Source organism: Paenibacillus sp. FSL R10-2788, assembly GCF_038003885.1.
In the GTDB taxonomy this organism is placed as follows: domain Bacteria; phylum Bacillota; class Bacilli; order Paenibacillales; family Paenibacillaceae; genus Paenibacillus_AQ; species Paenibacillus_AQ odorifer.
The window spans coordinates 6,517,758-6,538,328 of sequence record NZ_JBBOQA010000001.1; the positions used below are offsets into that span (position 1 = coordinate 6,517,758).

The window sequence follows — 20,571 nt, forward strand, 5'->3', positions numbered from 1 at the left end:
ACAAAAACAAATTCCAATCCCTTTTTTAGGCTATTCATCTGATTTTCAAGGTGAATATCGGCATTTGACTAGACTTTTGTTACTTTATCTTTCTCACGCACCACTTTTAATGCGAATTTCGGCAACGCAAGCATTCTTTTGTACCGCGTAGGCTCTTTTAATAAACGGTACAACCATTCAATTCTCATTTTTTGGAAAACTTTTGGCGCTCTCTTGCTCTTGCCAGAAATTACATCAAAGCTGCCGCCGACCCCCATCATGATCGGAACACCTAACTTGGATTTGTGTTTTGCAATCCATGGTTCCTGACTATCCGCGCCTCTGGCCACAAATAATAAGTCAGGATTGGTTTTAACAATTCCAGCAATAATTTCATCGTCCGATTCCGGACCAAAATAACCGTCATGATATCCTGCAATAATAACACGCGGATATTGCAATTGTAACCTTTCAGCGGTTTCCTGAATCACCTCAGGTGTAGAACCAAGGAGATATACCTTCCATCCATATCTTTCACCCTGTTGCATCAATTCATGTAACAGGTCAAACCCAGCTACCCGTTCGGTTACAGGCTCCTTACAATAATTAGCAGCCCATACCACACCGGTTCCATCTGGGACAACCAATTCAGCTGACTTCATTATCTCCATATAAGCTGGATCTTCCAAAGCAGCCATAACCATAATCGGATTAGCTGTAATCACTTGATGCGGGATACGGGTATGAACCGCCTCTGTCAAATAAGCAACAGTTGCTGCCATATCCACCTTGGAGACTCTAATCCCAAAAATAGGAACTGTAGGTACCGCGCTTTCTGCTTTCACTTTAGATCATCCTTTATGGTGGAAATATTCTACGATTTGCCGTGCTGGAGCCCCTGCTTCTTGAATCAACGAGGAGAGGATCGTCTCCCGCTCATTTCTCCATCCCTCTGTTGTTTCCAAAAGATGGCCTATCTCAGCAGCAACTTGTCCAGCATCTAATGATTGGGTCGTGCCCACAGGCTGACACCGAACTCTGTCTAGAAAATGATCAATTTTCGGATCATAAGAGATACCAATCAGCGGAACTCGCCGCCCTGCGGCATAAATCAGGCTATGAAGACGCATTCCGATCAGCACTTCACATTGCCCTACTTCCCGCAGCATGTGTTGCGGATGACTGGCATCTTCACAAATACTGACCTGCCCCCCATGCTGGCTTATATTTTCTTCCAGCTTCTCCATCACATAACGTGAGGCTTCAATATCCGATGGAAGATGAAACGGAAGGAATCTTAAATGCAATGGTTTCTCAAGATTCGCCTTAATCAAGCCTTGAGCAAGAGCGTCCAGCTCCTTGCGATCTTGTTCCCAATAACGTACCGAAATACCTACTACCGGAAGTGAATCTGAAGACTCTGGTAATTCAGCAGCATCAGTATCATCAGGTAAAGATAAGCCCATCACCGGGTCAGGAACAACCTCTATGTTCTTCTGTTCTAATCCCATAGAAAGTAAAAGCTCGCGGGATTGTTCATCCCGCACAGAGATATAGGTACATTTGCGAAACACTGATTTGATTAATGGGTGGAAAAGCTTACGATTCACAGGTCCGATTCCTTGAGCATAAATAAAGGTCGGTTTACCCATCCACTGCGCAAGCTTGATAATACCTAAATAGTAAGGAATACTCTTGCTTCCTGTTACATCTTGCAGCAAGCTACCTCCACCGCTGATCAGACCAGAACTCTCATAAATAGCTTGACGGACTTCAACCAGCTTCATCCGGTGCACAGATTTCACTCCATATGTGGCGCTAGTCCACTCAGGATCGATGGACAAGACAATGGGTTCGATCTCTATACCTGCAGCTTGAGAATGTTGTTGCAGTGCAATCAATATAGATTGCAGTACCGCCTCATCCCCGCTGTTATGGAAACCGTAATAACCGGAAATAACTATCTTTTTAGGAGTGGCGACCATCGTTTCCAACACCCTTCTGCAATTTGCCATACGATTACGGCAATCACACCAATGATCAGTCCTAATCCAAGACCGAGCAAGCCACGAATGAGCGAGATCAGAACTGGCGAGTGAATATGTGCAAAGGTATCCACCATGGAGAGCTGACCGATTACAGCAATAATCATGATAAACGCTGCATTCCGGTATCTAAAGGCCAAGAATGCACCAAGAATTAATAACGGATGCGCTAGCAAAAACTCTTTATTACGCGGTCGAACGCCAACCGTATTTTCCAAGAAGGTACGTAAAACCATTTCCAGCGGACTCACACTGCCACCGTTACCTGTACGGGTCATGTAATAATAGCCAACAACCGCCAAAACAAAGGCAATGATAATCATCGCAAATGTGATTGGTGTCCGCAGCAGCTTACCTGTCTTGTTAAAGACAAAATCCCCGCGATACAAAAGTACGTAAAGTGCCACAAGACCGATAGGCGCCATATGAAGCAGACTGACACCACGGAACTGGTTGAGAACCAGGCTATAAGTAACATTATTAAGCAGTGCTATCATAAACGGCACAGCGCTCAAAGAGATCAGTGAAGTCTTAAAATAAAGCACTAAGCTATGTGTAAACCGGCGTTGCGGGCTCATAGCCTTATAGGTAAGGGGATTGCTCCGTAGAGGTGGCCCCATTTCATTAACCTTACGAATGGCAAGCACAACGGCAAGCGTTGGTGCACTTATCGCAGCGGCAAGCGCGAGCGCTTGTTCAAACATTTCAGGCTTCACTAGCATCAGGCCTGCACTTCCAATCAGACCTAACACCCAGGCAGCAAGCGTGAGCTGTGGAATGAAGTAAGAGACCAGCAGAGCCACTAAAGACACTGCTCCAACCACCGCAACTAACTTAAAGTAACGTTGATAAGAGGAATCTACAACCTCAAATGCCGTAGCTTGTCCCAACTTAAATCCATTATCTTCAATCTGCTCAACAGCTCCGCCTGGTTCGCTTAGGCTGGTAATAAGATTATCTAATGTATCTGTTACCTGTGCCTTAGCAGTATTTCTTGCAGGAATCGTGTTTAAGTAGATCATGCGGATATTCCGATCCTTTGTTGCCAGAGCGAAACGGTCCGAAATCACTTTTGGATCTAAAGCAGAATCACCCTCACTAAGGGAATATAAACGCGTCACATTATAATCCAGCAAATAAGCGAGCCTGTTAAAGCCCTTTTGCTGTTTCTTAATATTCTCAATTGCTGCAATCCCCATTCCACGTTCCTTAAGGAGATTAGCAAAGTCAGTGATACTGCCAGTATCGGCATCATCATTAAACCCTTTAACAGACTCACCTTCAAATAGAATCCGTTTAACACCCAATTCCTCATAACGATCCAACAGCTTCTTTACCGTGGCTTCATTATAAGTCAGAGAATCCACAAGACGAGGTACAATACTGAATCCCTTGTTGTGCAGCATCTCCAATGTAAATGGATCGGGCTGGAGCGGCTTCAATGTAGCATCTTCTAGCGGGGTCTCAATGATAAGACCCTGCTGTCCGCGGAAACTCCAGTCTCTTGAATTAATCCCAAGATTACTAAATGCTTCTTTAATTACAGGCGCTAAAGTATCGCTGTAATCAGCACTGGTAAAAAGAATATAGGTATAGTTCTCATTTTCAGGAATGATCGTGTCCGTAAGATTAGCTATATCAGCCGCACCCCATATCATCAGACGACGCGCCTTACGATAATCTTCCAATGTGCTTTCGTAAATCGCCATACTCTGAACACCCGCGTCTTTAAGGCGATCTAACTGCTCGGAAATATAATCTTGTGGATTTGCACGATAGCTGGCTACATCAACCAGATCACGATAATCAAATACAAATTCTACTGTCTTGGAAGACTTCTCCGTCTGCAGTCGATCATAGACCACAGGCAAGGCTGCTATAACGCCAACCACAACTATGATCCACAGCCACTTTCGGGAAGTAATATTCCAACGTTGCCATTTTTGCCGCACCAAAAGTACCTCCTCTTTCGCTTTAAAAACTCTTTTAACAAAAGTAGAAACGGATCGTCATCCTTTTAGAGACGGTACCCGTTTCTACATAAAATATAATTCACAATATAGAAGGCACTCTATATTTATTATTGTCCCCCGTCAACGCGAGCCATAACCTGTTTCGACAGTGCAGCAACCTTATCCTTAGCATTCTGCAGGGAGTCACCCACTACTGCAAAATAAACCTTAATCTTAGGCTCTGTGCCGGAAGGGCGCAGGCAGAACCAAGATCCGTCAGCCAGCAAATACTTCAGTACATTTTCCTTCGGCAGTCCATTTAAGCCCAGAGAATAATCCTGAATTTCTGTTACGGCAGATCCAGCAATTTCTTGTGGTGCATTAGAACGCCAATCATTCATGATTCCTTGAATTTGCGCAACGCCATCTTTGCCTTTCAGCGTACGGGACTCCAAGCTTTCCAAGAAGTATCCGAACTGCTCGTACAATTCCTGAAGAACATCATATAATGTTTTGCCTTGAGCTTTATAATAAGCACCTGCTTCAGCGATAAGCATAGCAGCAAGAACAGCATCCTTATCACGAGCATAATTGCCTGCAAGATAACCATAGCTTTCTTCATATCCGAAAAGATATGTGTATTCTCCGGATTGTTCGAACTGCGTCATCTTTTCTCCAATATATTTGAAGCCAGTCAGCGTATTAAATACAGTTGCACCATAATGAGAAGCTACAGCAGCCCCCATTTCGCTAGTAACGATAGTCTTTACAACCGCACCATTGCGAGGCAGCTTTCCTTGTTCCTGCAAACGACTCAAATAGTAATGAATCATCAGTGCTCCGGATTGATTGCCGGACAGAACAACAAATTTACCTTCATTGTCGCGAACTACCGCACCCATACGGTCTGCATCAGGATCTGTACCAATCAAAAGGTCAGCATTCAACTCTTCGCCCAGCTTCATAGCCAGCGTAAAAGCTTCACGTTCCTCCGGGTTCGGAGATTTCACTGTAGAGAATTCAGAATCCGGCTGCTCTTGCTCAGGTACAACATGCACCTGGGTGAAGCCGATTTTCTCAAGTACACGGCGGACTGGCAAATTACCTGTACCATGCAGCGGAGTGTATACGATTTTGAAGTCTTTTCCAAGCGTAGAGGCAATCTCTTCACTTGCAAGACTGACCGCAGCAACAGTATCGGTAAACGCTTCGTCATCCTTCTCTCCTAGCCAGTGCAACAGTCCTTGAGCTTCAGCTTCTTCTTGCGAAATCCGCTTCACACCATCAAAAGTGTCAACCTCTAATATGTAAGAAATGACCTTTTCGGCTTCGTGTGGTACAAGCTGTCCGCCTTCCGAATTATAGACCTTATAACCATTGTATTCAGGAGGGTTATGGCTCGCGGTGATTACAATACCACCCGTTGCTTTCAAATAACGCACACTGAATGACAGCTGTGGTGTTGAACGAAGGGAAGTAAACAAATGCGCCTCGATACCATTAGCAGCCAGTACGAGAGCAGCCTCAAGTGTGAATTCAGGCGAGAAGCGGCGAGAGTCATGCGCGATAACAACCGAAGGTCTGCCTTCTCCAGTATGCTTTTCTAGAATATAATTAGCGAAGCCTTGTGTAGCTCTGCCAACAGTATAACGATTGATACGATTGCTGCCCGCACCAATAACCCCACGCAAGCCGCCTGTACCAAACTCTAAGTCTCTGTAAAAACGCTCTTCAAGCTCCTGTGGCTCATTCTCCAGAGCGCGAAGCTCTGCCTTTGTAGCCTCGTCAACAGAAGGGTCCTGCAACCAGCGGGATAATGTGTCTGCCGCTTTTGCACTTAATTGAGTCATATGAATCTCTCCTTTAGATATATTTATAAAAAAATAAAATATTTAGCTCAGAGCAAACATAATTTCTCCAGAGGCTACAACCTTACCTTCAACGGAAGCAGTAGCTTGTCCTTTTCCGATGCTGCCCTTAAGACGGGTGATCTCTACTTCAAGAGTAAGTGTATCGCCCGGTACCACTTGACCACGGAAACGGAATCCGTCCAGCCCAGCTAAAAAACCGATTCGGCCGCGATTAGCCTCTACTCCCAGGATAGCAACCGCACCCACTTGTGCAAGGGCTTCTGTAATCAGTACACCCGGCATTACCGGATAGCCCGGAAAGTGACCTACAAAGAACGGTTCATTGATCGTTACATTTTTGATTCCTACAGCTTTTTTGCCCATTTCAATCTCGATAATTTTGTCCACCAGCAGAAATGGAGGCCGATGGGGGATGATTTCTTGAATTTGGTTGATATCCAGCATTATGACAAAACTCCTTTCGGATGTTGCACATTTTCTTTTATTCTTTGCCGAAATGCATAAAATTAGGCAGGTTCGGTAAAAACTATATTTATCCTTCACCAACTGCAGAAGTGGAGGTTGAGATAAGGGGCTTTCTCCACCGGATGCGGCAGCATGGCGGAGAGGGCCCTTTTTGCTGCCCGAGGCCCCCCACCATTATACATTTTTCAGCATAAAAAAGAAAACTCCCTTGTATAACAAGGGAGTGGTTAAATCATCTTCATTTATGGAGCAAAAACCAAATCATATACATGTCTCCACGTGCTCCACTGCAGAGCATCGCTTAACTCTTTCTTACCCAGGACAACGTAACCGACGGCCAGGCCGCCTCCAAGTGCAGCTACGAGAAGCAAGGGAATAAGAACCCATTGTATCATGGTCCATTTGGAGATCCCTCGTGGAGAGGGTTCTTTCTTCTCTTCCGATTTAACTTTTTCCTGTCGATCCATTCCTTCACCTCTACGCGCGCATGTTATTGGCTAGACCAAACATCTGATCACTGGACGAAAGTGCCCGAGCTACGAGTTGATACGTGCGTTGAATCTGCATCATTTCTGTCATTTCTGAGGTCATATCGACATTCGACTGCTCCAGCCATCCTGAGCGCACTCCAATTCCAGATGCCTCGCCTGCCGCTCTTTGTACAAAAGCCTGCTGTGCTGTAACTCCATCTGCAAGCATATAGAAATTCCCGTCGACAGCCTTTAAGACATTCTGTGTCTTAGGTTCTACTATCATTATAGTACCCGCTACCTGAACAGGTCCATTCTCCGTCTTTTTCGTTAACACACGACCGGATTCATCGATAGCAGCATTCACACCTACAGGAACCGTTAGAGGTTTGCCCTCTGTATTTAAAACGGAGTTTCCTGTGTTATCAACCAATACCATCATCTTGGCATCAGTCGTGTCAGGAATAAAGTGAAAATCACCCTGACGTGTGTACGCCGTAGTACCATTGACCTGAACACCAAAAAGCCCGTTGCCCTGAATGGCTAAGTCGGTCGGACTCCCTGTTTCTTTAAGGGGACCCTCTTCCCAATTCGTTGAGATCGAAGGCACATAAGTCCCAAAACCCATATTAAAGCCTAGGGGTGTAGAACGGCCCGGTTGGTCATAATCATCCGATTGCTGTTGTACACGAGTCAGCACGTCCTCAAAAGAGCCCTGCTTGCTCTTATAACCATTGGTATCCATGTTGGCTAGATTATCCGCTATAATATCAAGCCGCTGCTGAAGGCTCGACATGGAGACTGCTGCACTAATCGTTGAGTTGTTCATAGATCAAACCTCCTATAAGCTCTACCTGTAAAGCTCATTTCCTAAGCACTGCCTAAACCCTGCCAACTTCACTTACAGCCTTCTGCAAGCTGCCATCATAATATTGAACAATCTTCTGGTTCGCTTCATAAGCCCGATAGGCGGCATTCAAATCCACAGTAACCTGAGTAGGATCTACATTGGAGCTTTCCAAGTAACCTTGGCGTACTTGCATGTTATCTGTTCCGATAGAGAAACGGATATCTGCCGCCTCTACATCATCAGCGTGAAATACACCATTACCGTCACGTACAAGCTCCTGTGGCTTTGTTACTACACTCACACCAAGCTTGGTCCCTGTCGGAAGTCCTGTTACTGGATTAAGCAAATTACCCTGCCCGTCCACTTTAAGGGTGTCCTGATTTCCTGTCAAGACAAGGGGCTTGCCTGTGGAATCAAGAACCTTGAAGCCACCACTGCTCAGTACCTCTCCTGTAGCCGCGTTTATTGAGAAGCTCCCATTTCGCGTATACAGATTATTCCCTTCAGCATCCTGTACAGTAAAGAAGGCCTGTGGACGATAAACAACCTCACCCTCAGGGCTTACATATTTGCCCGAACCATCAAAGGAGATATTTTGACCTGTCACAGGATCAGCTACTTGCAAATCCGTAGATAAAGCAAAATCCATGGTCTTGCCGCTCTCCCTTAAATCACCCTGTAAATATTGGGATATCGACTGTTCTGCAAAAACCCCAGTGTTAAGACGCCCCACTGGCTTGGTATTGCCATTACTCATAGCAGAGATCAATACATCCGGAAAAGCATGATTGACACTGTCAACCTGCTTGTACCCCGTTGTATTCAAGTTAGCGATGTTCTGTGTTGCCGTATCATGTCTACGCTGCTGTGTAACCATACCTGCAGCGGCTGTATATAATCCTCTTATCATGAAGGTAGTCCCCTTCCGAATCTTTTGCTACCTTTTATATCGGCTGCTTAGAACTTTTTCTTAACGACCTTGTCCAAATTATCCAGCATTATTCCTGTTCCCTTAACTACACAATGCATCGGGTCTTCCGCTATCCACACCGGAACATGTAATTCTTCCGAGAGGAGCTCGTCCAATCCATTAAGTAAAGCGCCACCACCAGTTAGAACAACACCCCGGTCAATAATATCTGCGGATAGCTCAGGCGGTGTACGTTCCAGAACGGACTTAGCAGCTGCCACAATAGAAGAAACCGGATCCCATAGTGCTTCTTTTACCTCGCCTGAAGTAATAGTGAGCGTCTGAGGGAGTCCACTTACCATATCACGACCACGAATATCCATTTCAGCCTGCATCAGGCCTGGACGCACGGTGCCAATTGTAACCTTAATATCCTCTGCCGTACGTTCGCCGATTAACAGCTTATACTTTTGTTTAATATATCTTAAAATGGCCTCATCGAACTTGTCTCCTGCGACTTTAATCGAAGAAGCGGTAACGACGTCGCCCATAGAAAGTACGGCTACATCCGTCGTTCCGCCACCGATATCGACGACCATGTTCCCACTAGGCTGATAAATATCCATTCCCGCTCCGATTGCAGCGGCTTTTGGCTCTTCCTCCATAAAAACTTCCTTAGCCCCGCTCCGCTCCGCCGCTTCCCGTATGGACTTCTGTTCCACAGATGTAATATTTGTAGGGGCGCAAATCAGAATACGGGGCCGTGCGTACCAGGACCGGCCGCCAACGCGGTCGATAAAATACTTAAGCATCATTTCTGTGATTTCAAAATCTGCAATGACACCATCCCGGAGAGGACGGATTGTTATAATATTTCCAGGTGTACGTCCAACCATGCGACGTGCCTGTTCTCCCACCGCAAGGACTCTCTTCGTATCACTTTCAAGTGTGACCACGGAAGGTTCATCCAGAACGACTCCCCTTCCCTTAACATGTATGAGCACATTGGCCGTGCCGAGGTCGATTCCGATATCCTTGCTAAACATAATGAAAGAGCCCCCAAAGTGTTATTTTAATTGAAAAAACAGCAGTTAGTACTAAATTTAAAAATACCATACTTTAGGGGAAGTACACAATGTATTAAAGCTGAATATTTCCTTAAATTTCCGAAAATCTCATGGCTTTGATGCTACAGCAACCTCACGTTTTTTCCCCGTCGATTTTTTATATTTGATTTTTGTGGCTTCTCCCCCCCGAAGATGTCGGATGGACTTGTGATATTCGAGAATGTGCTTCACCTGATCGGCCAGATCAGGGTTGATCTCTGGCAGACGCTCAGTTAAATCTTTATGCACCGTGCTCTTTGAAACGCCAAATTCCTTGGCTATGGTCCGGACCGTATGCCTGGTTTCCACGATGCAGCGTCCGATTTTGATCGTACGTTCCTTGATGTAATCGTGCACGCTCCCGCCTCCCAACTGTGGATAGTTTGGTACATTATATGAGGGGCGGGCTTATATATTCGCGCTTTCAAGACATGACAAGCTATGGAGGGCTCATTTTATTTAATGGACAACCTAATAACCCGTGTTATTAGCATGATGAAAAGCCGTCGCTGTCCCTTTAGGTCAACAACCGTTTCCCGCGTAAACAAAAGGCTCATCACAAACATAACCTTAAAAATCCCTATATACACAAAAAAATAGGGGGCTTTCGCCCCCTGCTATAGAAATTTTTATCGCTGTGGCAGTAAATCCGATGGATTGACTACTTTGCCATCTTCGTACACTTCAAAGTGTACATGATTTCCAAGGTTCTTTTCGATCTCACTGCGACCAGCTGTAGCAAGAGTATCTCCTTGCTTCACTACATCGCCTTGTTTAACTTTTGTTTCACCAAGACTTTGGTATACAGTCTTCAAATTACCTTGATGGGTAATTTCAATCACTTTACCTAATACCGCAACATCTTCCACTCTGGTCACTTCACCGCTGAGCGCTGCTTTGACATCGAACGTATTGTTGTCTTCACGGGCAATATCGATTCCGACATTAGGAATAAATTTGTCGTTATATTGCACCATAGCGGCAACGTGATTGTCCTCTGTACCATTCTCATCATAATACGGCTTAACTACTTCTACTTCACCTGGATTAGCTACTGGCCAAGTCATACTTTCCGTTGAAGCAACAACTTCAAGTGCATCTGGACCTCCGGTTGTTGTACCAGCTTCATTAGCGGAAGTTCCTACTTGCTGCGAAGTGGCGGCAGTGTCCTGGTTGAGCGGCTTTTGGCCGGCATCCTGATAGACCCACACCAAGGTTAGTATAATTGCCGCTGCCGCCGTGTAGACTGCTGGGAATACCCAACGTTTAGATACCAGTCTGTTCCATGAAGAAGGTTTTGCACCAGGTAAATCTCCCTGAGTTTTTTTGAGAGATTCATCTTGGTTTGTTTTGTTTTTGTCTTGTTCATTCATATGGTTATCACCTCAGTAACCAGTGTTACCGGGCTTTTCTCTTTTATACGTATCTTTCAAGTTATTTTTTCAGAAGAGTTGAGATTTGTGTAAATGAGATACCACTATAATAGTGTTTGAGAATTTGGGTAGCTGTTCCACCCTCTTTGGCCATCCCATTTGCCCCCCACTGACTCATCCCTACCCCATGCCCATTTCCGAAGGTCGTGATCAAGATCTTATTCCCCTTACGGCTCCAACTGAATTGGCTGGATCGTAGGCCTAGCTTCTCCCTCACTTCACGTCCAGTAAATATAGAGCCTCCAATTGAGATCTCTTTAATCCGATGTCCAGTGGTAAGAGACAACACTTCCATAGGTAATCTCGAAGATGATGAAATCTTCGTTGTAGTTCCTGAATTAGTAGTTTCTTTGGAGGCAGGAATGACTTTATCGTCTAGACCCAATCTAGTAAGTATCTCAGCAACAGTAAAAGTGTTAGTCACCGCATAGTTTGGGGTAATCTCTTTCTCCCAAGGACTCGTCACACTGCGCAGATAGGGAATCGCTGCATTCCAATACTCTTCTGAGTTCTCAGTATATCCTCCACTGGAGGCGAAAAAGGAGGCCGTTATCGGCTGCCCTTTATAAGTCATAATCACTCCGCGCGTCTCAAGGACCGCGCGCTGCAGCTTTGCGAGGTCGGCGCTTCTTCCGCCGAGCTTCCATTGCCGTTCCAGCGTGTCCTTAGATATGTAAGCCTGATGGCTTACCGTATCGGTTACATCCGCCTCCGGAACGGGTACGCCGCTTCTGTCGCCAGCCACCAGGCGGCGCATGATAAAGGTGCGGGCCGCTACGGCCTGCGCTTTGAGCGCTTCAAGCTCAAAGTCGGCCGGCATCTCGGCCGCTAGCACGCCGCGGACGTAGTCCTCCAGCGGCAATGTCTCTATTTGTCCGCTGTGCGACAAATAGACAGAGACGTTCGGCTGCGGCGCTTCCTGCGCAGCCGTCTCCGGCGCCGCCGGAGGGGCCGTGACCGCCGGCACGGCCACAGGCGCCGGTTGTCCCCGGTGTAGCGGGACAACCGCCAGCGGAATCAGCAGCGCCGCCAGGAAAGGCGCTGCGAGCCAGGCGACGGGAATGAGTCGCCTGCGCCGGGGAGCAAGGGGACGCGAATGCCAGCGCGTTGTCTTGTTTCTTCGCAAGTAGCGGAAATCTTTCATCTCTATGGCTCCTTCCGTGAATCACTGGTGATTCTTATAGATATGAAATTACAGCAACTGCTAGAACACAATTTGAGAGAAAGAGAGTTCCTGTCCTCAATCTATTACTAGACCGCAGGCTATTAAATTGCGCACAAAAAAATCCCCATCAGATGAGGATTCCATAAAAAAAGACCAAGCTGCAATCTGCAGCCTGGTCTCTCCTAATGAGTGATATTATACCCAAGTTGGTTGAACCTGAAAGCGTGGTTTAACCTCTTCGGTTTTAGTCGATTCACTCTTGGATACTTCCGGTTTAAGAACTTCATCCTTCACGGTTTGCGCTGAAGTATCCTCCATGGAAATGCGCCAAATTTCCGCACCCAGTCCGGACAACTTCTCAGCCAAATGAACATACCCGCGGTCAATATGATGAGTTCCGCTTACTTCAGTAGTGCCTTCAGCAACCAGACCTGCCAAAATAAGCGCAGCTCCCGCACGCAGATCCGTAGCACAAACCTTAGCTCCGACCAATTGTGCATTACCTGTAACGATCGCCGAGCGACCTTCGATCTTAATCTCAGCGTTCATGTTGTGGAATTCATCCACATGCATAAACCGGTTCTCAAATACGGTTTCTGTAACGACACTGGTACCTTCAGAACGCAGCAATAATGCCATCATTTGCGACTGCATATCCGTAGGAAAACCTGGATACGGCAAAGTCTTCAAATCAACAGCTTTGAGAGGCTTGTCACTGATTACACGAATACCGTTCTCGTCGGGAATAATGGTTACACCCATTTCTTCCATCTTAGCAATAACAGGACCTAAGTGATCTGCAATTGCGCCTTCCACATATACATCGCCACCGGTAATTGCTGCAGCCGCCATGTACGTACCTGCTTCGATACGGTCAGGGATTACATGATGTTTGACCCCATGCAGACGTTCTACCCCTTCAATACGAATAACGCCTGTTCCCGCACCACGCACGATAGCGCCCATACCATTCAAGTAATTAGCTAGGTCTACAATCTCAGGCTCCTTAGCCGCATTCTCGATAACGGTCACGCCTTCAGCTAGTGTAGCTGCCATCATTATATTTTCGGTCGCACCTACGCTTGCTACATCCAAATACACTTTGGCACCGCGCAGGCGTCCGTTGCTTTTCGCTTCAATGTAGCCCTGGCCGAGACTAATCTCCGCACCCAGTGCTTCAAACCCTTTCAAATGCTGATCAATCGGTCGTGTACCAATGGCACAGCCGCCTGGCAGGGAAATTCTTGTCTGACCAAGTCTAGATAACAGTGGGCCCATGACTAAAAAAGACGCCCGCATTTTTCGAACCCATTCATAAGGTGCTTCACAGGAAGTGATGTTTGTAGCATCCACCTGGATAATATCGTTCTGATATGTAACCCCTGCACCCAGAGATTCCAACATTTTTGATATCGTCATCACATCATCAAGCGGAGGTGCGTCTACAATGACGCTTACTCCTTCTTCTGCCAATAGAGAGGCGGCTATGATCGGTAATACGGAATTTTTTGCGCCGCTAACTTTCACGCTCCCGGTCAATCTGTTGCCACCGCGGACGATAAATTTGCTCATTTTCGGTTTCCCTCCGCGTCCATTATTTCTTAAATTATTTTTTTAGATTAAAGTAATTGCAAAAAAGTTCTCTACTCCATCAATACGCCCATTTACTCGGGCATGTTCCTTAAAGTTCAGTGTTGACATAATAAAACCTTATTATTCGACACCTTTTGACCACTGCGACCTAAGACACTTATAACCAAACTACATCCCCTTAAAACATATATCGGATCATCCCACTCCAGCTCAGGTAATCCAGGAAGAACCCCGCTACAAAACGACCAAGTACAATGGCCAACAGCAAGTGCAGCAGCCTTCCCTGAGGACTCTTGGGATATCTTATGACCAAATCGAGCTTAAGGTTCTGCAATGCCCACCAAGATAATACAACACTGAGCAAAGATACAATCATTGAGACCATACTGCTGGTTCCAACTGCACTAGACAACCCACCCGACAATATATCCTCCATGCTAACCCTCCGTGTTCGTATTACTCGGAAATCGACTCTTATATCATACTTGTGAAGGGCAAAAGAATCCAGTACTTTTACAAATTTTTAAACAATTCAGCGCCATTATCCAAAATAATGAAGGAATTTTAACCTTTTTCAATAGATTACTATAAAAAAAAAGCAGTCAAACCATAAGGCTTGACTGCTTTTTTCCTATTGTTGTCCTTTTCCAGTGGACACTTTAATCCGTGTAACAGCGCGTTGCAGCGCCAATTCCGCACGGCGGTGATCGATATCATCTTGTTTGCTCCGAGTCTGGAGACGGCGCTGAGCCCGTTCTCTAGCCGCTTCGGCGCGCTCAACATCGATATCTGTTGGCAGCTCGGCACTTTCAGCCAGCACGGTTACTTTGTCCTTATGCACTTCAACGAACCCGCCATGAACAGCGATGGAGATCGTAACACCGTCCGATTTGACGGATAACGGAGCAACCTGAAGTGGAGTCACAAGCGGAATGTGTCCCGGCAAAATACCCAACTCGCCTTCGACCCCTCTTACAATCAAGCTATTCACTTGCTTGGAGTAAACGAGATGCTCCGGCGTGACAATTTCCAACAAAAAGGTATTCACTTCCATTCCTCCTTAAAGCTTTACATTGTAAAGCTCGCTTCGAAAGCATGCACTAAGCTTTACGAAGTAAAGCTTGCATCGAAAGCATTAGCTAAGCTCAGGTTACATCGATTTTGCTTTTTCTACTGCTTCTTCAATCGTACCTACAAATAGGAAGGCTGCTTCTGGAAGATCATCATGCTTACCATCCAGGATTTCCTTAAAGCTGCGTACAGTTTCTTTGATTGGTACATATTTACCCTTAAAGCCAGTGAACTGTTCAGCCACGTGGAACGGCTGCGACAGGAAGCGTTCAACTTTACGAGCACGAGCTACGATAACCTTATCATCCTCACTCAATTCATCCATACCCAAGATGGCAATGATGTCTTGAAGCTCGGTATAACGTTGCAACAATTGTTTAACACCTTGTGCTACGTTGTAATGTTCTTCGCCAACAATTTCTGGAGCTAGCAAACGCGAGCTGGAAGCCAGTGGATCAACCGCTGGGAAAATCCCCTTCTCGGAAATTTTACGCTCAAGGTTAGTTGTTGCATCCAAGTGAGCAAACGCTGTAGCCGGAGCAGGGTCAGTGTAGTCATCCGCCGGTACGTAGATTGCTTGAATCGATGTAACGGAACCTTTTTTAGTCGATGTGATACGCTCTTGCAACTGGCCCATTTCAGTAGCCAAAGTCGGCTGATAACCAACCGCGGATGGCATACGGCCGAGAAGAGCGGATACTTCGGAACCCGCTTGGGTAAAGCGGAATATATTATCGATAAAGAGCAGCGTATCGCGGCCTTCCACATCACGGAAATATTCCGCCATGGTCAAACCGGTCAAAGCTACACGAAGACGTGCACCTGGAGGCTCGTTCATTTGTCCGAAGACCATTGCTGTCTTCTTAATAACGCCGGAATCCGTCATTTCGTGATAAAGGTCATTACCTTCACGAGTACGTTCACCGACACCTGCGAATACGGAAATACCACCGTGCTCTTGGGCAATGTTATTAATCAATTCTTGGATTGTTACTGTTTTACCTACGCCGGCACCGCCGAAGAGGCCGACTTTACCACCCTTAGCATAAGGTGCGAGCAAGTCGATAACTTTAATACCTGTTTCCAGGATTTCCGCTTGTGTTGACAATTCGTCAAATGTTGGTGCGAGACGGTGAATCGGGTTCTTTTTCTCAGCAAGAACTTCACCAGCGTTATCAATTGGATTGCCAAGTACGTTAAATACACGGCCTAATGTCGCTTCCCCTACAGGAACCGAGATTGGACCTCCTTGATCGATCGCATCCAGTCCACGAACCAGACCATCAGTAGAAGACATCGCGATACAACGTACCAGATTGTCTCCCAAGTGATTGGAAACCTCAAGTGTTAGGTTAAGCTGACGACCATTGTCCAAGACGGTTTCAATTTTGATAGCGTTGAAAATCTCGGGCAACTGGCCGCGTTCAAATTCAATATCGACAACCGGACCCATAATGCTTACAACGCGTCCTTTGTTCATCTTCTTTTCCCTCCTCGAAAGCTGTTACATCAAGAAGAAACGACGTTGTCGTCATATAAAGATGACAACCGTTTCTCGTAGAAATATAAGCATTTTGTATAGTGTAAAACCTATACTTTCTTATATTGTAAGAAGAACTTACAGCGCCGTTCTTAAGGAACTATGTACCCTAAGCAAGCGACACTGTTTCTCGTAAAACACAAGACAAGTTAAGCACTTGGTTTAACTTTTCTTGTATTTTAAGACTGCGCGTTCGCTCCGGCCACGATCTCGGTAATTTCTTGCGTAATTGCCGCCTGACGGGCACGGTTGTACGTAAGGGTAAGTTCTCCGATCATTTTCGACGCGTTCTTCGTTGCACTGCCCATAGCTGTCATTTTCGCACCCAGCTCACTGGCCTTGCCATCCAGAATTGCGCTATAAATCAAAGTTTCAGCGTACTTTGGAAGCAATACTTCTAGTACGCCTTCCGGTGAAGGTTCATATTCGTAGTTTGCAGAAGCTTCATGATGCTCTTGATTCCCTACTCCATCCATAGGCAACAGTCGCTCAACGGTTGGGATCTGGGTGATAGCATTGACGAATTGATTGTAACAAACATACAACTCATCATACGTACCATCTACAAACTGCTGTACTGCCGAATTCGCGATAGACTTGATGTCAGCAAACTTCGGCGCATCCGATAGCTCAGTGACTTCCTGTACAATCGGATATTCACGGCGACGTAGAAAGTCACGGCCCTTACGACCAATAACAAACAATGCGTACTCATCTTTGGACTTATGCTTCTCCGCGATGAGCATCGTCACCTTACGCAAAATATTAGCGTTGTAACCACCTGCAAGCCCTCTATCAGAGGTAACGATTAGATAACCAGTCTTCTTCACAGGGCGGCTAACCAGCATAGGGTGTTGAACACCTTCGGTGCCAGCAGCAATGCTCGATACAACCTCTTTTAGCTTCTCAGCATAAGGACGGGCGGCAATTGCCTTCTCCTGAGCTTTTCTCAGCTTAGATGCGGCTACCATTTCCATCGCTTTTGTGATCTGTCTTGTGTTTTGAACACTCTTAATTTGACGTTTAATATCACGCATGCTTCTTGCCATGATTTCACCACCTTAAAGCTTTGACGGAGTCAAAGCTAACTTCGTAAGCATCATCTTAGCTTTGACGGAGTCAAAGCTACTTCATAAGCACAGCCTGAGCTTCGGCAGAGCCAAAGCTCACTTAGTAAAATCCGTTAAAGTCTATCTATATTAGCTAGTAGCGAAACCTCTTTTAAAGGTATCAATCGCTGCTTTTAGAGCGGCTTCGTTATCAGCTGTCAAATCTTTTGTATCCCTGATGGATTGAGCTACATCAGCAGCACTGCTATCCATGTAAGCAAGGAATTCCTTTTCAAAACGTTTTACGTCTTTAACTGGAATATCATCCAAATATCCTTTTACAGCTGTGTACAAGCTAAGCACTTGATGCTCAACAGACAACGGCTGATTCACACCTTGTTTCAGAACTTCCATCATACGTGCCCCGCGATTCAGACGGGCAAGTGTAGATTTATCAAGATCTGAGCCGAACTGTGAGAAGGCTTGAAGTTCGCGATATTGGGCAAGATCCAAACGGAGCGAGCCGGCTACCTTCTTCATCGCTTTGATTTGAGCGGAGCCCCCTACACGGGAAACGGAGATACCGACGTTGATCGCCGGACGTTGACCAGAGTAGAACAGATCGGATTCAAGGAAGATTTGACCATCTGTAATCGAGATTACGTTCGTAGGAATGTAAGCTGATACGTCAGATGCCTGTGTTTCGATAAATGGAAGTGCGGTTAATGAACCACCACCAAGCTCATCACTAAGCTTAGCTGCACGCTCCAAAAGACGGGAGTGCAAGTAGAATACGTCACCTGGGAATGCTTCACGACCCGGTGGACGACGAAGCAGCAAGGACAATTCGCGATAAGCCGAAGCTTGTTTCGAAAGGTCATCGTAAATGATCAGTACGTGCTCGCCCTTGTACATGAAGTATTCGCCCATTGCGCAGCCTGCGTATGGAGCAATATACAACAATGGGGACGGCTCGGAAGCCGATGCAGTTACAACGATTGTATATTCCAAAGCGCCATGACGGCGAAGAGTTTCTACAACCTGTGCTACTGTGGATTGCTTTTGACCAATGGCAACATAAATACATTTCATGCCGTTGCCTTTTTGGTTGATAATCGCGTCAATTGCGATTGCAGTCTTACCTGTTTGACGGTCACCAATGATAAGTTCGCGTTGTCCACGACCGATTGGTACCATCGCATCAATGGCTTTAAGACCTGTTTGCATCGGTTCATGTACCGATTTACGATCGATAACACCTGGTGCATTATTTTCTACAGGACGGAATTCAGTTGTAGCAATTGGGCCTTTGCCGTCAAGCGGCATACCAAGTGCGTTAACTACACGGCCGAGCAGAGCTTCACCAACAGGAACTTGCATAATTTGTCCTGTACGTTTTACTTGATCGCCTTCACGAATTTCCTTGTACTCACCCAGAATAACAACACCGACGTTGCTTTCTTCCAGATTGAGCGCCATGCCCACTACTCCGTTGGAGAACTCTAGCAATTCGCCTGCCATTGCGTTTTCCAGACCGTAGACACGGGCGATACCGTCGCCGACTTGAATGACGGTGCCGACTTCGGCAACTTCGATATCGGCTTTATATTCCTCAATTTGACTTTTGATCAAAGTGCTGATCTCTTCAGGTCTGATGCCCAATATCCTCACCCCTATCTTCTATGCTTATCATTAAAGGATTTCTCGAGACGCTCCAATTTGTTAGACAGACTGCCGTCATACAGCTTATCGCCGATATAAACTTTCAGTCCTCCCAACAGGCTTGGGTCCACCACATTCGTAATCCGGATTTTACGGTTTACGAGTTGGCCGAATTCTGCAGCTACAGCTGCTTTTTCTTCTTCACTTAAAGAATAAACAGAGTATACCTTAGCATCACCAATGCCAAGAGCGTCTCCTTCAATCTTGATATACGTATCCAGCAGATCGGCAAAAATATCGGTTCTGCCTCGCTCTACTAACAATTCTACAATGTTCATCACGATGGGAGAGAGCTTATCTTGAAGCGCTGTGCGCAGCACTTTCAGCTTGTCGGACTCCGAGATGCGCGGTGCAAGAATAAACCGCTTTATCTCTTGGTCGGAATGTAATAATCCAACCACTGCCTTGAGCTCTTCTTCTACTTCAAGGGTAATCCCTTTCTCTACCGCTGCACTGTACAATGCTCTAGCGTAGCGCTTGGCAACTACCGTATCGCGGCTCATGATTGGCCTCCTACCTCTTTGAGGTATTGGTTCACAAGTTGCTCCTGCTCGCCGCTAGCACTAACTTCTTTCTTAAGAAGTTTGGAAGCAATACGAACAGATGCCGTTCCAATTTCGCTGCGCAACTCTTCCACTGCTTTGTTCTTTTCGTTCTCGATATCGCGCACAGCCTCTTCTTTGACACGTGCTGCATCTGCTTTGGCTTGTGCCAAAGTTTGTTCTACCTGTAGATTGCTCGTGATTTGCGATTGTTGAATAATCTGTTGAGCTTCCTGGCGTGCACTGTTCAGCGCTTGCTTCTGCTCTTCCACATACGCGACCGCTTGTTCTCTAGTCTTCGCAGCTTCGTCCATTTGCTGCATTACCAGCTCACGGCGCTTCTCCATAACTGCAAAAAGTTTGCTGAACGCATACTTGCTAAGCAAGAAATATAAAATCCCAAAGGCGACAATTGAAAATACTATGTTTGTCCAAACAATATCCACTGAGGTCACTCCCTTCCGTTACCGCGTCATGCGGACGTATACAAAAGTAAGGCGCGGATGGCATCGGCCGTCCCCGCCAAACCGTAACTACGGTTTATTAAGTAAACATAATCAGGAATGCGATAACTGTTGCTGCCAACGGAATAACTTCGACGATACCTACACCAATAAACATTGTTGTTTGCAAAGCATTTTTCGCTTCTGGTTGACGAGCGATGGACTCAACTGTTCTACTAACGATCATACCGTTACCAAGACCTGCGCCAAGTGCACCCAATCCAACCGCTATTGCTGCTGCTAAAAATTCCATTTGTAAATATCCTCCTTTAATTTCGGTTCATATTTGTGTTTAATGATATAAG

Annotated in this window: 21 protein-coding genes; all 21 read right to left on the bottom strand. The window is 46.0% G+C overall.

Annotation, left to right across the window (positions count from 1 at the left end; all coding sequences use genetic code 11):
- Positions 1–68: 68 nt before the first annotated feature.
- A complete protein-coding gene (locus tag NSQ50_RS28985; RefSeq protein WP_036681526.1) occupies positions 69–824 on the bottom strand; it encodes a WecB/TagA/CpsF family glycosyltransferase in 756 nt (251 codons plus the stop codon).
- 6 nt (positions 825–830) lie between these two features.
- Positions 831–1,964, bottom strand: a complete 1,134-nt coding sequence (gene csaB, locus NSQ50_RS28990; RefSeq protein WP_036681529.1) for a polysaccharide pyruvyl transferase CsaB — start codon at positions 1,962–1,964, stop codon at positions 831–833.
- Positions 1,940–3,976 carry a DUF5693 family protein gene (locus NSQ50_RS28995; protein ID WP_036681532.1) on the bottom strand — a complete coding sequence of 679 codons (2,037 nt, stop codon included), beginning with the start codon at positions 3,974–3,976 and terminating at the stop codon, positions 1,940–1,942. Before NSQ50_RS28995 ends, csaB begins: the two co-directional genes overlap by 25 nt.
- Before the next feature lie 128 nt (positions 3,977–4,104).
- Complete coding sequence (locus NSQ50_RS29000) at positions 4,105–5,826, bottom strand: phospho-sugar mutase (protein WP_036681534.1); 1,722 nt, start codon at positions 5,824–5,826, stop codon at positions 4,105–4,107.
- A gap of 42 nt (positions 5,827–5,868) precedes the next feature.
- Positions 5,869–6,291 (bottom strand): 3-hydroxyacyl-ACP dehydratase FabZ, encoded by a 423-nt coding sequence (gene fabZ / locus NSQ50_RS29005; protein ID WP_036681536.1) that lies wholly within the window; start codon positions 6,289–6,291, stop codon positions 5,869–5,871.
- Positions 6,292–6,554: 263 nt separating this feature from the next.
- Entirely contained in the window at positions 6,555–6,779 is a 225-nt protein-coding gene (locus NSQ50_RS29010) for a DNA-directed RNA polymerase subunit beta (RefSeq protein ID WP_036681538.1), read from the bottom strand.
- Positions 6,780–6,789: 10 nt separating this feature from the next.
- Positions 6,790–7,611 carry a flagellar hook-basal body protein gene (locus NSQ50_RS29015; RefSeq protein WP_036681540.1) on the bottom strand — a complete coding sequence of 274 codons (822 nt, stop codon included), beginning with the start codon at positions 7,609–7,611 and terminating at the stop codon, positions 6,790–6,792.
- 52 nt (positions 7,612–7,663) lie between these two features.
- Positions 7,664–8,542, bottom strand: a complete 879-nt coding sequence (locus tag NSQ50_RS29020; RefSeq protein WP_036681543.1) for a flagellar hook-basal body protein — start codon at positions 8,540–8,542, stop codon at positions 7,664–7,666.
- 47 nt (positions 8,543–8,589) lie between these two features.
- A complete protein-coding gene (locus NSQ50_RS29025) occupies positions 8,590–9,588 on the bottom strand; it encodes a rod shape-determining protein (protein ID WP_036681546.1) in 999 nt (332 codons plus the stop codon).
- A 129-nt stretch (positions 9,589–9,717) separates the two neighbouring features.
- Positions 9,718–10,005 carry a sporulation transcriptional regulator SpoIIID gene (spoIIID, locus tag NSQ50_RS29030; RefSeq protein WP_036681548.1) on the bottom strand — a complete coding sequence of 96 codons (288 nt, stop codon included), beginning with the start codon at positions 10,003–10,005 and terminating at the stop codon, positions 9,718–9,720.
- A gap of 272 nt (positions 10,006–10,277) precedes the next feature.
- Positions 10,278–11,021 (bottom strand): M23 family metallopeptidase, encoded by a 744-nt coding sequence (locus tag NSQ50_RS29035; RefSeq protein WP_036681550.1) that lies wholly within the window; start codon positions 11,019–11,021, stop codon positions 10,278–10,280.
- A 61-nt stretch (positions 11,022–11,082) separates the two neighbouring features.
- Positions 11,083–12,225, bottom strand: coding sequence for a stage II sporulation protein D (gene spoIID, locus NSQ50_RS29040; RefSeq protein WP_036681553.1), 1,143 nt, complete (start codon positions 12,223–12,225; stop codon positions 11,083–11,085).
- Positions 12,226–12,441: 216 nt separating this feature from the next.
- Entirely contained in the window at positions 12,442–13,818 is a 1,377-nt protein-coding gene (gene murA / locus NSQ50_RS29045) for a UDP-N-acetylglucosamine 1-carboxyvinyltransferase (protein ID WP_036681554.1), read from the bottom strand.
- A 199-nt stretch (positions 13,819–14,017) separates the two neighbouring features.
- Positions 14,018–14,275: a DUF1146 family protein gene (locus tag NSQ50_RS29050; protein WP_036681556.1), complete on the bottom strand. Its 258-nt coding sequence runs from the start codon at positions 14,273–14,275 to the stop codon at positions 14,018–14,020.
- Between the two features lie 195 nt (positions 14,276–14,470).
- A complete protein-coding gene (locus NSQ50_RS29055; protein WP_036681559.1) occupies positions 14,471–14,887 on the bottom strand; it encodes a F0F1 ATP synthase subunit epsilon in 417 nt (138 codons plus the stop codon).
- Positions 14,888–14,989: 102 nt separating this feature from the next.
- Positions 14,990–16,390, bottom strand: coding sequence for a F0F1 ATP synthase subunit beta (atpD, locus tag NSQ50_RS29060; RefSeq protein ID WP_036681562.1), 1,401 nt, complete (start codon positions 16,388–16,390; stop codon positions 14,990–14,992).
- Between the two features lie 239 nt (positions 16,391–16,629).
- Positions 16,630–17,499, bottom strand: a complete 870-nt coding sequence (atpG, locus tag NSQ50_RS29065; RefSeq protein ID WP_036681564.1) for an ATP synthase F1 subunit gamma — start codon at positions 17,497–17,499, stop codon at positions 16,630–16,632.
- Positions 17,500–17,649: 150 nt separating this feature from the next.
- Entirely contained in the window at positions 17,650–19,161 is a 1,512-nt protein-coding gene (gene atpA / locus NSQ50_RS29070) for a F0F1 ATP synthase subunit alpha (protein ID WP_036681566.1), read from the bottom strand.
- A gap of 11 nt (positions 19,162–19,172) precedes the next feature.
- Complete coding sequence (locus NSQ50_RS29075) at positions 19,173–19,724, bottom strand: F0F1 ATP synthase subunit delta (RefSeq protein WP_036681568.1); 552 nt, start codon at positions 19,722–19,724, stop codon at positions 19,173–19,175.
- The gene (atpF, locus tag NSQ50_RS29080) at positions 19,721–20,209 is read right to left on the bottom strand and encodes a F0F1 ATP synthase subunit B (protein ID WP_036681571.1); all 489 of its coding nucleotides are present in this window, start codon (positions 20,207–20,209) and stop codon (positions 19,721–19,723) included. Before atpF ends, NSQ50_RS29075 begins: the two co-directional genes overlap by 4 nt.
- A 97-nt stretch (positions 20,210–20,306) precedes the next feature.
- Entirely contained in the window at positions 20,307–20,519 is a 213-nt protein-coding gene (gene atpE / locus NSQ50_RS29085) for a F0F1 ATP synthase subunit C (protein ID WP_036681574.1), read from the bottom strand.
- Between the last annotated feature and the right edge of the window lie 52 nt (positions 20,520–20,571).